The 14,127-nt window shown below is 52.4% G+C and carries 14 protein-coding genes; 4 read left to right on the forward strand and 10 right to left on the reverse strand.

Translation table 11 applies throughout. The features are described 5' to 3' along the window. Positions 1 to 12: 12 nt before the first annotated feature. Complete coding sequence (kynA, locus tag ACKWMY_RS16590; RefSeq protein ID WP_211134734.1) at positions 13 to 855, reverse strand: tryptophan 2,3-dioxygenase; 843 nt, start codon at positions 853 to 855, stop codon at positions 13 to 15. 179 nt (positions 856 to 1,034) lie between these two features. Then, complete coding sequence (locus ACKWMY_RS16595) at positions 1,035 to 1,802, reverse strand: phytanoyl-CoA dioxygenase family protein (protein ID WP_065683387.1); 768 nt, start codon at positions 1,800 to 1,802, stop codon at positions 1,035 to 1,037. Positions 1,803 to 2,047: 245 nt separating this feature from the next. On the opposite strand from ACKWMY_RS16595, the gene ACKWMY_RS16600 reads away from it, so the two are divergent. Then, positions 2,048 to 2,875: a helix-turn-helix domain-containing protein gene (locus ACKWMY_RS16600; protein WP_024528924.1), complete on the forward strand. Its 828-nt coding sequence runs from the start codon at positions 2,048 to 2,050 to the stop codon at positions 2,873 to 2,875. A gap of 165 nt (positions 2,876 to 3,040) precedes the next feature. Here the strand turns inward: ACKWMY_RS16600 and mgtA are convergent, their stop codons facing one another. The 3 genes from mgtA to ACKWMY_RS16615 form a co-directional block, all read right to left on the reverse strand. Beyond that, the gene (gene mgtA / locus ACKWMY_RS16605) at positions 3,041 to 5,740 is read right to left on the reverse strand and encodes a magnesium-translocating P-type ATPase (RefSeq protein WP_199061878.1); all 2,700 of its coding nucleotides are present in this window, start codon (positions 5,738 to 5,740) and stop codon (positions 3,041 to 3,043) included. Between the two features lie 321 nt (positions 5,741 to 6,061). After that, complete coding sequence (locus ACKWMY_RS16610; protein WP_021180910.1) at positions 6,062 to 6,760, reverse strand: MgtC family protein; 699 nt, start codon at positions 6,758 to 6,760, stop codon at positions 6,062 to 6,064. Positions 6,761 to 7,288: 528 nt separating this feature from the next. Then, positions 7,289 to 8,158, reverse strand: a complete 870-nt coding sequence (locus tag ACKWMY_RS16615) for a LysR substrate-binding domain-containing protein (protein WP_409486629.1) — start codon at positions 8,156 to 8,158, stop codon at positions 7,289 to 7,291. Positions 8,159 to 8,263: 105 nt separating this feature from the next. Here ACKWMY_RS16615 and ACKWMY_RS16620 point away from each other — a divergent pair, with 105 nt between their 5' ends. After that, positions 8,264 to 9,676: a pyridoxal phosphate-dependent decarboxylase family protein gene (locus ACKWMY_RS16620; protein ID WP_409486630.1), complete on the forward strand. Its 1,413-nt coding sequence runs from the start codon at positions 8,264 to 8,266 to the stop codon at positions 9,674 to 9,676. Here the strand turns inward: ACKWMY_RS16620 and ACKWMY_RS16625 are convergent. Beyond that, positions 9,630 to 10,367: a GNAT family N-acetyltransferase gene (locus ACKWMY_RS16625; RefSeq protein ID WP_409486631.1), complete on the reverse strand. Its 738-nt coding sequence runs from the start codon at positions 10,365 to 10,367 to the stop codon at positions 9,630 to 9,632. The genes ACKWMY_RS16620 and ACKWMY_RS16625 overlap by 47 nt on opposite strands. 209 nt (positions 10,368 to 10,576) lie before the next feature. Then, complete coding sequence (locus tag ACKWMY_RS16630; RefSeq protein ID WP_409486632.1) at positions 10,577 to 10,729, reverse strand: hypothetical protein; 153 nt, start codon at positions 10,727 to 10,729, stop codon at positions 10,577 to 10,579. Between the two features lie 324 nt (positions 10,730 to 11,053). On the opposite strand from ACKWMY_RS16630, the gene rcsA reads away from it, so the two are divergent. Further along, positions 11,054 to 11,683, forward strand: a complete 630-nt coding sequence (rcsA, locus tag ACKWMY_RS16635; protein ID WP_024528929.1) for a transcriptional regulator RcsA — start codon at positions 11,054 to 11,056, stop codon at positions 11,681 to 11,683. Positions 11,684 to 11,871: 188 nt separating this feature from the next. Here the strand turns inward: rcsA and dsrB are convergent, their stop codons facing one another. The 3 genes from dsrB to ACKWMY_RS16650 all read right to left on the reverse strand — a co-directional run bounded on the left by dsrB (position 11,872) and on the right by ACKWMY_RS16650 (position 13,597). Then, positions 11,872 to 12,072 (reverse strand): protein DsrB, encoded by a 201-nt coding sequence (dsrB, locus tag ACKWMY_RS16640; protein ID WP_021180904.1) that lies wholly within the window; start codon positions 12,070 to 12,072, stop codon positions 11,872 to 11,874. A 245-nt stretch (positions 12,073 to 12,317) separates the two neighbouring features. Continuing rightward, positions 12,318 to 12,530, reverse strand: coding sequence for a transcription antiterminator/RNA stability regulator CspE (gene cspE / locus ACKWMY_RS16645; protein WP_004946278.1), 213 nt, complete (start codon positions 12,528 to 12,530; stop codon positions 12,318 to 12,320). 287 nt (positions 12,531 to 12,817) lie between these two features. Beyond that, positions 12,818 to 13,597 carry an ion transporter gene (locus tag ACKWMY_RS16650; RefSeq protein ID WP_080673349.1) on the reverse strand — a complete coding sequence of 260 codons (780 nt, stop codon included), beginning with the start codon at positions 13,595 to 13,597 and terminating at the stop codon, positions 12,818 to 12,820. 288 nt (positions 13,598 to 13,885) lie between these two features. Here ACKWMY_RS16650 and ACKWMY_RS16655 point away from each other — a divergent pair, with 288 nt between their 5' ends. Continuing rightward, the gene (locus ACKWMY_RS16655) at positions 13,886 to 14,095 is read left to right on the forward strand and encodes a hypothetical protein (protein WP_409486633.1); all 210 of its coding nucleotides are present in this window, start codon (positions 13,886 to 13,888) and stop codon (positions 14,093 to 14,095) included. Positions 14,096 to 14,127 lie beyond the last annotated feature (32 nt).

Here is a 14,127-nt window from a genome sequence, read left to right on the forward strand (position 1 = left end):
GGAACGGTAGAGTCAAGCGCCAATTTCGGTTCGTACATCCAGCAATTCAGGGAAAAATGTCAGTTCTAACGCCTTCTTCAAGAAGCTGACGCCGCTGGAGCCGCCGGTACCCGATTTAAAACCAATGATCCGCTCGACCGTTTTCATATGGCGAAAACGCCATAGATGGAAGCTTTCCTCGATATCCACCAGCTTCTCGGCCATTTCGTAGGCCGCCCAGTAGGTTTGCGGATTATCGTAAATCAGTTTGAACACCGGTAACAGCTCTGGATTGCGCTGGTAAGGCTGGGTCCAGTCTCGTTCGATACATGCCTGAGGCACCGCAAGACCATGGCGGGAAAGATAGCGGAGGAATTCGTCATACAGGCTCGGGGCTTCGAGGATCGCTTTCAGCGCGGCATGTTTTGGCGCATCGTCGCTGAAGACGGCCAGCATGGCGGCATTTTTGTTACCCAACAAAAACTCGATCGAACGATATTGATGAGATTGGAAACCCGAAGAGTTACCCAGCACGCCACGGAACTCCACATATTCCGACGGAGTCAGCGTTTCCAGCACCGCCCATTGCTCAAACAGCAGACGCTGGATCTGCTTTACCCTGGCCAGGATCTTGAAACAGTGGCTGAGCTTATCCTGCTGCACCAGAGTCCTGGCCGCCTGCAGCTCATGCAGCATCAGTTTCATCCACAGTTCCGAGGTCTGATGTTGCACCACAAACAGCATCTCATCATGATGCTGCGGGCTGGAAAGTGGCTGCTGACAATCCAGCAGTCGATCCAGGCACAGGTAATCACCATAGCTCATGCGCTTGGAAAAATCGGTGACAATGGCGCTTTCTAGTTCCCGCTGATTCATGTTCTCTCTCCGTGTCGCTCACGCCTTTGGCAAACGTGACGCGCGTTGCTGGTTCGCAAGTGAAGAGAAAACAATAGTCTATCCCAGCAACATTAACGTAACAATTAACGAGAGCTGCCTCGCAGATCCGGTGCTGACATCGGATTTAACGGGCGCAGCAGCGCCCCTACACCGGACACTTAAAGCACATCAAGCAGCCATTTTTGTGCCGGAGTCAACCGGCTGGCCGTTTCTTCCTTCAGCCAGCGGCGCTGATCCTGCTGGGCGGTATCTGCACGGTCAATATAGAGTGCGTGCAACACTCGCCGCCGAGTACCGATCCTGTTCTGAGTACCTCCATGCCAGGTGTGCGCGTTGTAGATCATCACGCTACCGGCAGGGGCGGCAAAAACAATTTCATCAGGATGTGCCAAGTCGGGATCGGCCAACACATCCTCCGGCAGTTCCGGCCGCAGGTGCGTTCCGGCGATGATCCGCGGCGCGCCATTTTCCGCACTTAGGTCGTCAATCGCCCATATCGCATTGACCAAATGGACTTTTGGAAAGTCGGGACGCGGCTTTTTCCAGTCGGCATGCAGAGGCTGATGGCCGCCACCGTGCAAGGCTTCGCGGGCATTGAGGCTAGAGACTTTGAACTCACCGTTGAAAATATAGCGGCAGGCAGACAGGATCAGCGGGTGCGACCACACCTTTTCCCATACCACACCTTTATTCACCATGTTGGCTATGCGCGTTGCTGTCGCTTCCTGATGGTGCTCAATGGCCAGGTTATCCCCTTCTTTCTCCACCAGCTCGTCAATAAGATTGCGCATTGCCACCAGCCAGTCAGGATCGGCCACGTTGTGCACCACGGTATATCCCAACGTATCAAGCTCCTGCTTCATCTGTGCCGTTAACTCGATGCTGGCTCCTAAAGCCTCCAGGTATATCTCAGATTGACGTTGCATCATGATTTCTCCATTTACTTTTTGATAACATAACGGCAAATTTACTGGAAGCCTGGGCCAAAAACAGGGGGCTTTTACTACGAAATACTGGACACAGATGTACGCCAGCCAAAAATGTGACCAGGGTCATAAATGCGTAAAAGACCCATGAATGCCGGGAGATATCACCTTAATTGCGCTGCCCGCTTGGGTTTACCATCATTCTCAAATGCATCGTTAACCGCCGAAGCGCACTGGAGATCGCGATGTCTGAAACGCTTGTTACCCTGCTTAAACAGCTGATTGCCCACCAGGATGCGATCCAGGTAAGGTTCCCTGAACCCACGTTTCCTGCCCCACCACTGGCCTTCTGCGTGCCTTTTCCACGGCTTGAGATAGTGCTCGAAGGGGAAGTTGAAGATCAGTGCCTGCCTTTGGCAAATAACACGCTCTCCAGCTATCAGGTGCTTTATGTCCCTGCGGGCAAATGGAGTTTTCCGCAATGGACCCAGCCAGCCACCACGCTGAGCATCTTGTTCAGTAAGCAAAAGCTGGGTTTCAGCCTGCAAAGATGGGACGGGCAAACGCTGTGTGAAACGCAAAAACAGCACGTGGCGCGGCGTGGGCCCAGAGTCGGCTCATACCTGCTGCTGGCGATGAATGAGGTTTTGCTGCAACCGGATGCATTGACCTCGCAGCTGATCTTTACCGGGTTGGTCAGCCACTGCCTGGAACAGCTCGCAGGCCAGGGGCAAACCGTCAGTAAAAGCCAGGAACTGCTGCTGGCCATACAGGATTACCTTGATGACCACGCCGGGTTGCCGTTAACACGGGAAGGCGTTGCCAAACGATTTCATATTACCCCTAACTATCTGTCCCACCTGTTTCAAAAGTCAGGCCCAGTCGGTTTCAATGAGTACATCACCGGGGTGCGCCTCGAGCGGGCGAAAAATTTATTGCGTGGCTATGATCTGAAGATCAAAGAGATCGCTCATAACTGTGGGTTCGACGACAGTAACTATTTTTGCCGGATATTCAAAAAGCATACCGATCGTTCCCCCTCTGAATATCGCAGGCATTGCCGCAGCCTGTAGTCGCACACACGTGTGCGCCTCAGCTTGATGACAAAGTAGCAATCTTGCCGAATTTGTAAGGTGGCAGCACATGTTCGGTCGAGGGTGCGCTGCAAGATGCTGCGCACCCTCGAAACAGGCCGATTGAGGTTTATCACCGGGCATAACGCCCGGTGCAAAAGTAGATTAGAACCACTTGCCAAAGCGGCGGATGTAGAAACGCTTCATCAATTGCGCCACCACACAGTAGCTGACCAGAGTGGCCACCAGCCAAGGGAAATACTCCCACGGCAGCGGTTGCAACCCGACCCATGCCCCGAGCGGCGAGAACGGAATATAGATACCGAGTGCCATAATAATCCCAGTGGTCAACAACACCGGCAGCGCCGCCGTACTCTGAATGAACGGGATTTTCTGGGTACGTAGCATATGCACTACCAGCGTCTGAGACAACAAGCCTTCAATAAACCAGCCGGACTGGAACAGCGCCTGATGCTCTACGCTATTGGCGGCAAACACGAACCACATCAACGCATAGGTCGTGATGTCGAAAATCGAAGACGTCGGCCCAATCCACAGCATAAAGCGACCAATATTCTTGGCATCCCACTTGCGCGGTTTACGCAGGAATTCTTTGTCCATCTTGTCCCACGGCAGGGAAAGCTGGGAGATATCGTACATCAGGTTCTGTAACAGCAGGTGGATCGCCAGCATCGGCAGGAACGGAATAAACGCACTGGCCACCAGCACCGAGAACACGTTGCCGAAGTTGGAGCTGGCGGTCATGTTCAGATACTTGATGATATTGCCGAAGGTTTCACGCCCTTTGATCACCCCTTCTTCCAGCACCATCAGGTTCTTTTCCAACAGGATGATATCTGCGGATTCCTTGGCAATATCGGTACCGGTATCGACTGAAATGCCCACGTCGGCATCACGTAACGCCGGGGCGTCGTTAATGCCATCCCCCAGGAAGCCCACGGTGTGGCCATTAGCCTGCAACATTTTCAGCACGCGTGATTTTTGCAACGGCGTCAGCTTGGTAAATACCGTACGTTGCTCAACTTCACGCATCAGATGGGCATCGTCCATCTGTTCAATCTCCAGGCCGGAGAGCGGCTCTCCTGGCTCCAGGCCGACATCGCGGCAGATTTTACAGGTGATCACCGGGTTGTCGCCGGTCAACACTTTCACCGCCACGCCATTTTCCTGTAGGGCAGCAATCGCTTCACGAGCGCTCTCTTTTGGCGGATCGAGGAAGGTCAGCAGGCCTTCGATCACCAGATCGCGTTCATCCACAATGCTCAGTGGCAAAGTACAACCTTCCAGACCCAGATCTCGCGTTGCCAGCACCAGCACGCGGAAACCATCTTCATTGTACTGGCAGGCCAACGCCTGCAAATCGGCACGGCGAGCCTCGTCAAGCGCCAACACCTGCTGCCCAACGCGGACGTGGGTGGCGATCTCCAACATCTCTTCAACTGCACCTTTGCAAATCAGCAGTTGGCGCTGTTGTTCATCCTGTACCACGATCGACAAGCGACGACGTATAAAATCAAACGGCAGTTCATCAACCTTGCTGTAGCGCCCCAATGCCTCAACGCCTGGCTGGCCCTGGCCAAAACGGATCACCGCCTGATCCATCAGGTTCTTCATGCCACTCTGATGGAAGCTGTTCAACCAGGCTAAATGCAGCACGTGGTTATCTTTGCTACCATTCACGTCCAGATGGTGTTCCAGAATGATGCGATCCTGCGTCAGAGTGCCGGTTTTATCGGTACAGAGCACGTCCATCGCGCCAAAGTTCTGGATCGCATTCAACCGTTTGACCACCACCTTGCGGCGCGCCATGGCAATTGCGCCTTTCGCCAAGTTCGAGCTGACGATCATCGGTAGCATTTCCGGCGTCAGCCCCACGGCGACCGCCAAGGCAAACAGTGCCGCCTCCGTCCAGTCTCCCTTGGTAAAACCGTTAATCAGCAAGACGATCGGCACCATCACCAACATAAAGCGGATCAGCAGCCAGCTAACGCTGTTTACTCCACGGTCAAAGGCAGTTTGCGAACGGGTACCAACGATCGACTTCGCCAAAGAGCCAAAGTAGGTGCGGCCACCGGTCGCGACTACCACCGCCGTCGCCGTTCCGCTGGCCACGTTGGTGCCCATCAGGCAGATATTGGCTAACTCCAGCAGTTCGCTTTCGCTGGAGGCATCAATCTCGCTGGACTTTTGGCTCACGCCGGCCAAAGCATCGTATTTTTCGATCGGAATAGCTTCGCCGGTCAAGATGGCCTGGCTGATAAACAGGTCGCGTGAGCTAAGCAAGCGGAGGTCTGCGGGTATCATATCCCCGGCGGAGAGCTGAATAATATCGCCCGGAACCAACTCACGAATGGGAATTTCCACTGCTAACGCCTGGGTGCTGAAATTACTGCGGCGCAACACCGTTGCCGTGGTACGCACCATCGATTTGAGTGATTCGGCCGCTTTATTGGTGCGGTATTCCTGCCAGAAGCGCAGCAACCCGCTCAACGTAACCATAATCAGGATAATGATGACGCCGGTAAGATCGGTTTCCTCACCGTTTTGCATGGGCAACCAGTAATCGGTAAAGAAACTGATCCCTGCCAGCACCATCAACACAAAGATAAACGGGTTGTTAAACGCGCTGACTAACTGTACCAGCGCATGCGGTGCCTTCTCATGGGCAACCTGATTACTACCGAAATACTGCAAACGCTCCTGGGCATCTTCCTGAGTTAATCCGATGCGGTTACAGTTTAAATTAGCCAACGTTTGATCGAGGCTGTTCTTTGCCTCGAGAGCAATGGCATACGGCTCGCGCTGTTTATCACGGCGACGGCTATTTTCTTTAATATGGGTCATGACGCTATTCTCTTTTTTTACTTTGCACACAGGGTTACCCCGCCCGTAATAACGGGTGAACATGCACAAAGTGGAATTTATTTGGTTTACTTCATTAACGTAATGCTTATTCCATTAATATACCTTTGAATTTCAAGTTGTAGCTAGGCGACAAGCTTACTCATCCCCAGGAGCTTACTTTTGGGTAAGTGACTGGGGTGAGTAACTGCAGGAAACAACACTACAGCTTGAAAGACGACGGGTATACGCAGAATAATAAAATCTCTGGGGGGTGCTTGCATAACACATCCTTATCACCTTATCGGTGAAGGTTATTTATGGTTAAACGGGTAATTCTGACGCAACACGCCAATGCACGGCACTCACGCTGCGTTCTAAACTAATACGGCAGACAATGCCCTCAATCTCTTTTTGCGCGGCCGGGTTAGCCACAATTTCCGCACAGACTTCCAACTGGCCAGGAATGGCAATATCGGCGCTACGCAGCGATTGCAGGCGTAATGCCACGCCGTTCAACGCCTGTAGGATCAGGGTACGAACCAGGATTTCATCCTGCTCACCGCAGGTCACCTGGACACGATAACGCAGCTCCAGATCCACCGCTTGCTGCTGGGGTTGCAGGTTAATGCGCTGCGCCGCTTCACGCAGCAGGATATTGGCACACAGGATCACCAGGGTGGCGCAGACGGCCTCCCAATGCTGCCCCAGGCCACATAGCACACCGATGGCCGCAGAGCACCACAAGGTGGCTGCCGTATTCAGGCCGCGGATATTCAGCCCTTCTCGCATAATCACACCGGCACCGAGAAAACCGATACCAGAAACGATCTGCGCCGCAATACGCCCTGCGCTGGAAGGCTCGGTGTCAAAAGAGCTCAGGATAAAAACGGCGGCGCCGGTCGCGACCAAAGAATTGGTACGCAAGCCCGCCATACGCTGACGCCATTGACGCTCGGCACCAATAACGGCACCCAGGCCCATTGCCAGGAATAAATTCAGAATAAAAGGAGTCATAGCCATGATCTTCCCCTTAATTAATCATTGAGGTTGAATCATGTGCCGTTAAGCACACGCGAAATCGCGCCGATAATTAATCAGCGGGTCTGCGTTTGGGTGCCCGGAGGGAAAAGGCCGTGGTGATGGTTAAATACCATAATCATATCCGAATCAATACGCCCAATGCGCAAGCGCCTCGGGAAAACTTTCATGTTCGGGTTTGCACAGCTCGGAATAACGAGAGAGGGGTGCTGCCCGCCGTGTTCGGCAAGCAACAAATCACAGGAGATTGGTCAACTTGCCTTTATTATTTCGCTACTACTGCAACTGTCCAATTGGTTATCTCCTCGGTAATTTTGGCTGGAGTATAGTGACATGAGGTTGTGAAGTAAAGGTTATATTAGTAAACGAAAGCTAAACAGAATATTCCCCTTATAGAGATATTGTTATAGGTACAATAATAATCGGGCGCAGCAGCCTCTACGTAGTGAGCAACGTTGTTTAATTTGTAGGGCGCCCCAAGACGCAGCACAAGGGATCCGGTTGAGCGATTTAGTTTAGCTGTTGCTGTAACCAGTTCAGTAACGCTACCACCTCAGGCGTTAAACCGGCGGCTTGTGGCCACACCAGATAGACATCGCTATCATTCAAATGCAGCGCGGCCGCCAGCGGCACCAAGCGCCCTGCTGCAATCGCATCCTTCGCCAGCACGGCCTTCACCAGCGCAATACCAAACCCCTGCTCGGCTGCACGCAACAGTAAACCCGCGTCGTTGAACAGCGCCAACTGCTGCCCACCGCCAATTCTCCCTACGGCGCTAAACCAGCTATGCCAGGGAGTGACGTCATGCTCAAGCAGCGGGACCTGTGGATCTCCAGCATCAAATGCCTCCTGCCATTGCCTGGCCAGTGCGGGAGTCGCTACCGGCAGCACTACTCCTGAAGCGATACGCTGAGCCTGAACGCCTGGCCATTGACCATCACCAATACGGATCGCGGCATCAAATCCTTTACGGTCTAGATCCTGTATCGCCAGCGAGGCGTCAATATCCAACCGGATCCCAGGGCAAGCACGATGAAACTCCGCCAATCTGGGCAACAACCAGTAATGCGCAAAGGAAGGCAGCACGCTGATGCGCAACATCTGGCTTACCGCTACCCGTCTGGCTCGGTCAACGCCCTGTTGCAAAGCGAGCAAGGCAGGTTCAGTTGCCGCCAGCAGTTCGCGCCCCGCAGCATTTAGCCGAACCCCACGCCCGGAGCGGTCAAACAGTGGATAGCCAATAGCCTGTTCGAGCAGTTGGATTTGTTGGCTAACGGCACCATGAGTCAGGCTGACACGTTGTGCCGTGGCACGCAAATTCTCCAGCCGGGCAGCGATCACAAAGGTTGGCAAAATATGCAGGGGAAGACGCTCATTCATTGCTGGTTAGCCTTGCTATCCAAAAGGGTCATTTTTTATCGATATTAGCACTAATCAGGTTCGCCTATAGTGCAAACATACTGACCCCTAACTCAAGGCATGACCATGCATCCACGTTTGCAGCAGGATCTCGACGATTTACCCCGCATACTTGACCATACCAACCAATTGGCGCAGGGCTTCCTTGCCAGCTTGAGCCAGCGGCCGGTATGCCCGCCCCTGGCCGAACAACAGTTGCAAACCGGTGACGATCGGCTAACCGAAGAGGGTTGCGGTGCGTTAGCGGCGTTAGACGATTTTTGGCAACGCTATGAGGCTGGCCTTTCCGGCAGTGCCGGGCCGCGTTACTTTGGTTTTGTCACCGGCGGTAGCACTCCTGCGGCGCTGGCTGCCGACTGGTTGGTTAGTACTGCCGACCAGAATAGCCAACTGAGCAATGATACCGTGGCGGCTGCGATCGAGCTGGCGACAATTGAGCAACTGAAAACCCTGCTGCAACTGCCCGCCGACTTCAGCGGTAGCTTTGTCAGCGGTGCCACCATGGCCAACTTCACCGGGATCGCCATCGGCCGCCAGTGGTTAGGGCAACAGCGCGGGATCGATGTGGCACAGTTTGGCTTGGCCGCCTTGGGGCCGATTCAGGTCCTTTCCGCCAATGCCCATGCCAGCAGCGTGAAAGCGCTCAGCATGCTCGGTATTGGGCGTGAAGCGTTAAAGTCTATCGCCAGCCAGGCTGATTGCGAAGCCATTGATATCGAGGCACTGGAGCGTCACCTTGCCGCCACGCCAGATATCCCGACGATAGTGCTCGCCAGCGCAGGTACGGTAAACACCGGCGTTTTCGACGATCTGCCCCGCCTGCTGGCACTGCGTGCACGCTATCCCTTCTGGCTACATGTTGATGCCGCCTTTGGGGGGATTGCGGCCTGTTCTCCCCGCTTGGCTCATCTGCTGGACGGTTGGCATCAGGCGGACTCAATCACCGTAGATGCCCATAAATGGCTGAATGTCCCTTATGACAGCGCCATTCAATTTACCCGTCATCTGGCATTGCAGATGCAGGTGTTCCAGAATCACTCGACCTATCTGGAGGCCCCCACGTTGCGCCCAGATAACTATTTGCACCTGACGCCCGAGAATTCGCGGCGTTTTCGCGCCCTGCCCTTATGGATGGCATTGAAAGCCTACGGCAGCAGTGGTATGCGGGAGATCGTCGAGCGTAACGTAACGTTGGCGCGACGTTTAGGTGACGGATTGGCGGCCAGTGAAGGCTTCCGCCTGCTGGCCCCGGTGAATCTGAACATCGTATGCTTTGCGCTGAAGGGCGTTACAGGCGATGCCACCGCTGCACGCAACCGCTTCATCGATCGCTTGGATCGGCACGGCGTGGTGCGCTGCACGCCCACCAGCTATGCGGGCCAACCGGGTATCCGGGCTGCCCTGGTGAATTGGATGACCGAAGAGCAGGATATTACTTTGGCGCTGGCATCGATGCAGGCTTGTCGGGTCGAAGCCTGAAAGTCGCGAGGCGCTGCTTCTGTTGGCCGTCGGCTGAGATATTCTGAGGCGATAGCCAGGCAGCAAACGCCTCGCGCAATACTGGCCATTCACCATCGATGATGGATAACCAGTCCGTGTCGCGGTTGCGTCCCTTTCTGGTCATCGCCTGACGAAAAGTCCCCTCAAAGGTGAAGCCCAGACGCAGTGCAGCCTCGCGAGAGGGGGCATTCAGACGGTCGCATTTCCACTCGCAACGGCGGAATCCCAAATCGTCAAAAGCGTGCTTGAGCATCAGAAAGATGGCTTCACTCCCCATCGCTCGCCGCTTCATCAAGGGTGACCAGTTGATCATCCCCAACTCAACCACCCCGTTGGGTTGGTCAATGTTCAAGAAAGCGCAGGTGCCGACCGCTTTACCGCTAGTAGCATCGATCACCGTCAGGGTGTTTCTCCCCTGGGTTGCCAGCTGTCGCTGCAAATACTGCTGGAAAACAGGCAACTCCGTGGGGCGTTCACTAGACAGATAGGTCCAGTCGCGCCCGTCCTCCGCCAGTTGGTAGGCATGAAACAACTCATCGGCACGGCGCGCGATATCCATCGGCTGCAGACAGCAGAAACGCCCTTGAAGACTCTGTTTTCCCGGTTCACCCGCTGGTTGCCAGCCCTCAAGCACTGCACCAATGGGTTGCCCAAACTGATTGTGATCCACCTGGCCTCCGGGTTGTGAGTTGAAATCGCCTTTAGCAACATTACGTTGTCTCTGCGCTCTAAGATACGTCAGGAAAATCGATATGTCGTTGATAAGTTATCCACTCGAAAATCATTAACAAATGAAATAATTTACATTAGTTATTTAATAAACGACTCATGGTTAGCAGAACTACTCATTTTGACTTTATTTCACTCATAAACTAATTCCTAAAACGCATAAAACCAACTAAGAATCGTTACCATTTGCGCCAATACATTGATACAATCAATTGAATAAGCAAAATTAATGGCGTTTGGTGATGAAACGGAAGCAACAAAATCAGTCAAAAAACCACCAACGCCGGCTTCACAGCAAGCCATAAGACACCCTTAAGAATCATCTGATGATCGAAAAATAGTACCGAGACGAAAATAGCTGACCTTAGCAACAAATTTAAGGCTGACTACCTGGCGTCTACTGATATTTCCAGCCGCAAAGTAGCCACAGAGTATAATAAGTCGACTTAAGCTAAACTGATGGTTTTGGAAGATTTGAAAATATAATTCGAAAAGACGTTGAGTCATGCCGGTTTTATTGATAGAAAGTTGCATTCATAAGATGTGATTTTTTTATAACTTTTAGCCTTTTATCTTCAGGCTTTCTTTTTATAACCGCGTGGAAACGGACTTAAGCAGGGGGGCTTTATGCCAATAATCATTATGGATTCATGCAGTTACACTAGACTAGGATTAACCGACTACCTGACGTCGCACGGGTTGAAAAAGCGCCAGATTAGCGCCGTCAATCATATCGACGGCCTGCATGAGAAATGCACCAAACTTAAGCCTAATATGGTATTCCTGAATGAAGACTGCTTCATCCATGAGGCGGATGCGACGGAAAGAATAAAACGCGTGATCTCTCTTAATCCCGATACTTTATTCTTTATTTTCATGGCCATCACCAACGTACATTTCGACGATTATTTATACGTCCGCAAGAACGTTATCATCTCGTCAAAATCGATTAAACCGCAAACCATGAGCCAGCTGCTTAACCACTACCTCGAAAGAAAGCTGGTTCGCCCGGAAAAAAGCTCGCTGGATCAGACGCCTGTCACACTAAGCCAAACCGAGTCAAACATGCTGCGCATGTGGATGTCCGGCCAAGGCACCATCCAGATCTCCGATCAAATGCAGATCAAGGTGAAAACCGTCTCTTCCCATAAGGGAAACATCAAAAGAAAGATCAAAACCCACAACAAGCAGATCATCTACCATGTTGTCCGCCTGACCGACACGCTTACCAGCGGCATTTTCGTCAACAGCCGTTGATGACCATTGCGGCCAAATAAAGCGACAGCAGAACACGTTGGCTTAGGGTACGACAGAAAAACGCCCGTTTTCAGCGGCAATGATGCCGCTACGGGTATTTTGGCAAGTTTTCAACACCGCGTAACTGTGCGGCCAGGTTTCAGCCCACCAGCCAGACCGGCGGCAAGCTGTTAATTGCAGGAAAAGACTTAATCCTGTTCAGCACTACGCAGCTCTACAAAGGTACCATCGCGGCTATCGATCTCATTGAAGAACCACACGCCCGCCGGGTAATCTTCCAGTGACACCAGATACATGGTGCCTTCATTAAACACTTCAACTTCCAGCACGACCCCTTCCCGACGAGGGCCGCCGTCGGTCTTTACCGTCACCAGATCGTTAACTTTCATGCTCTACCTCGTTATTTATCCCGGATATCAGTCTATTACAGTTGACGAAAAGAACCCACCATTGCGTAATCCGTTGCCCCTCTGAGCCATCTTACGACGATGGCTAGTAAAGCTTAGCAGAATGTCAGGCTGACCTTTCAGAGCGCCTGGCACACCACCGTGAACGGTTTTTCCGCTCACTGGCTCAAATCACAGACACAAAAAAACCCGCCTTGGCGGGTTTTTGTTAATCAGCGAGAGGCCGATTAGATAGCGGTAACGTTAGCCGCTGACGGACCTTTAGCACCGTTCTCGATAGAGAACTGTACGTTCTGGCCTTCAGCCAGGGTCTTGAAGCCTTGATCCTGAATTGCAGAGAAGTGTACGAACACGTCTTTGCTGCCGTCTGCAGGAGTAATGAAACCAAAACCTTTAGACTCGTTGAACCACTTCACTTGACCTTTAATCATGTTAGACATGTTGAATTCCTTCAATAAAAAATTTAAGCCACCATGGGCATGAAATAGCCGGTCATCAGTTACTTATGGAGGCACTAGAAAGGAAATTCGTCAGTGAAGAGCTATCAAGGATAACGCTTTAAATTTGAACTACTTTACTCAAAATGTCGTGCATAAATAGGTCTGTACCACAGGCCGAGAATCATTAACTCATGTCGGGCGTATAATAGCAACTCTTTTTATCTCGTGAGGCTGGAAAGGGAGATCGAACGCACAGAATTTGCTCCCCGCTGGCGAAATTATCGGCGTTATCTTGCGGATTTCACTGACAATGGTGGTAACGTAGCGCCACAATATTTACAAAACTTCGCCTCGGCTTCATGCCCGCCACGGTCGCATTGTGCGCAATGGCGCTGTTCCCGATAGCGCTGCATTTCCTGCGACATGTAGGCGGTCAGGATCCCCGTAGGCACCGCAATAATCGAATACCCTACCAGGATCAGCACCGAAGCCAGCATCCGCCCTAATGGCGTGTGGGGCACAATATCGCCGTAGCCCACGGTGGTTAACGTAACTACCGCCCAGTACATTGATGCGCCAAGGCTGGTAAATCCCCCACTGCCTCCCTCCACCGCGTACATCAAGCCACCAAATACGCACAGCATCACGCCGACAAAGCCAAAGAACAGGGTCAGCTTATGGCGCGCCAGCTTGATGCTGCGCCAGACAATGCTCATCTCACTCATGTAGCGCAACAGTTTCAACACCCGCAATACGCGCAGGATCCGCAGTACACGCAGCAGAGCGATATATTCCACCGCCATATGCGGGAATATCCAGATGATATACATCGGCAACATCGTCAGCAGATCGACAATGCCAAAAAAGCTGATGGCATAGCGCTCTTTACTCGGCGTGCACCACAGCCGCAACAGATATTCCACAGTAAAAAGGGTGGTGAAAAAGACCTCCGCCAAAAACAGCTGATAAAGCACTTGAGCATTGGGGGTATACAGCGAGCTGCCGCCGGGTTCGATAAACAGCAACAGCACACTGAGCAGCGCCGTACTCACCCAGAATAGCTGCATCCTGCGCCCCGTTCGGGTTTGATTGCTGAACAACAGCTGATAGCTACGCTGGCGCAGGGGTTGTTTTCGTACTTTGTTGATCATAATCCGATGTCTGGTCAAAAGGTTTACACGCATACTAAATCCGAACCTGCACACCACCAAATTTACCCCATGACAGGATCAGGAGAAAATGAGCGCCAAGCCGCAAAATGGTCCAGCGTCATATTTCCATCACAAAAATGTCACAATCCAGCCATATGATGGCTAGCGATTATCCGCTCCGGGTTAACACCAAGGATTTCGCCTATGAACACCGTAAAAGCCATTAATCACCAGCAGGCAGAAACGCTGATCCGCTCAGGATCGGCGAAAAAGATTGAGCTGGCCTATGACATTGACAGCGACGATTTTTTCCAGCTCGCCAGCCTGTGGTGCGATCAGGGTGCCAAGATTTCCAAAGGTAAAAAACACTTTATCGTCTCGCTGAAAGGTTTTCGTATTCCGCCAAACGAATGATCCTCTGCCCCCTCTGCGGCGGTATCTCTGCT

The organism is Serratia sp. J2 (assembly GCF_046269175.1).
Lineage (GTDB): Bacteria > Pseudomonadota > Gammaproteobacteria > Enterobacterales > Enterobacteriaceae > Chania > Chania fonticola_C.

Coding starts and splice junctions, on each gene's coding strand:
- kynA (WP_211134734.1), bottom strand. CDS start 855: ATGAATCAGCGGGAACTAGAAAGCGCCATTGTCACCGATTTTTCCAAG.
- ACKWMY_RS16595 (WP_065683387.1), bottom strand. CDS start 1,802: ATGCAACGTCAATCTGAGATATACCTGGAGGCTTTAGGAGCCAGCATC.
- ACKWMY_RS16600 (WP_024528924.1), top strand. CDS start 2,048: ATGTCTGAAACGCTTGTTACCCTGCTTAAACAGCTGATTGCCCACCAG.
- mgtA (WP_199061878.1), bottom strand. CDS start 5,740: ATGACCCATATTAAAGAAAATAGCCGTCGCCGTGATAAACAGCGCGAG.
- ACKWMY_RS16610 (WP_021180910.1), bottom strand. CDS start 6,760: ATGGCTATGACTCCTTTTATTCTGAATTTATTCCTGGCAATGGGCCTG.
- ACKWMY_RS16615 (WP_409486629.1), bottom strand. CDS start 8,158: ATGAATGAGCGTCTTCCCCTGCATATTTTGCCAACCTTTGTGATCGCT.
- ACKWMY_RS16620 (WP_409486630.1), top strand. CDS start 8,264: ATGCATCCACGTTTGCAGCAGGATCTCGACGATTTACCCCGCATACTT.
- ACKWMY_RS16630 (WP_409486632.1), bottom strand. CDS start 10,729: ATGGCTTGCTGTGAAGCCGGCGTTGGTGGTTTTTTGACTGATTTTGTT.
- rcsA (WP_024528929.1), top strand. CDS start 11,054: ATGCCAATAATCATTATGGATTCATGCAGTTACACTAGACTAGGATTA.
- dsrB (WP_021180904.1), bottom strand. CDS start 12,072: ATGAAAGTTAACGATCTGGTGACGGTAAAGACCGACGGCGGCCCTCGT.
- cspE (WP_004946278.1), bottom strand. CDS start 12,530: ATGTCTAACATGATTAAAGGTCAAGTGAAGTGGTTCAACGAGTCTAAA.
- ACKWMY_RS16650 (WP_080673349.1), bottom strand. CDS start 13,597: ATGCAGCTATTCTGGGTGAGTACGGCGCTGCTCAGTGTGCTGTTGCTG.
- ACKWMY_RS16655 (WP_409486633.1), top strand. CDS start 13,886: ATGAACACCGTAAAAGCCATTAATCACCAGCAGGCAGAAACGCTGATC.